The organism is Echinicola sediminis (genome assembly GCF_054777495.1).
On sequence record NZ_BAAHAP010000259.1, the window covers coordinates 1 to 517 of the forward strand.

General features: G+C 36.0%; 1 protein-coding gene. It reads left to right on the forward strand.

From position 1 onward, the window contains the following. A partial coding sequence (locus ACYVAA_RS23065; RefSeq protein WP_460546472.1) for a hypothetical protein occupies window positions 1–190 on the forward strand: 190 nt, incomplete at its 5' end. Window positions 191–517: the final 327 nt, after the last annotated feature.

Genomic DNA, 517 nt, shown 5'->3' on the forward strand with positions numbered 1-517 from the left:
TGTCCGCCTTGGCGGAGAATGCACAGAAACCCACAGAAAAGTTTTTTTAATTCCGTGGAATTCTGTGGAATCTGAGAGAAATAAATTTACTGGTGTAATTCCGGATAATCGTATTTTACAATTATTGTTGCTTCGAGTTGCACATTTTTTTAATGTCCAAGCTTGGTCCGGTCAAAAGGAAACCCCGTGAATAGGTAGTGAGAGTATTAGGGCCAGGCAAGTTTTTCTTTTTTTTGTAGGAGGCTGAAAATTATTGCTTCGGATCGTCAACGGAATTGAAATAAGAATCGTTATTATTTTTGAAATACTACTCCATAAGAACGGTATGTTCGATCAGCTTGTGATATAATGAAGTAGGGAGAATACAGTGCCCTTGCTTATTTTGTAGAATTAAAAGAATAATGCTAATATTGATCAAAATGAACTTCCCAATAAGCCCATGAAGTACCCGTACTTTATTTTTATTGTGATCAGTTGCCTTGTTTTTGGGATTTTATCCTGCAATGATCAAAAAACC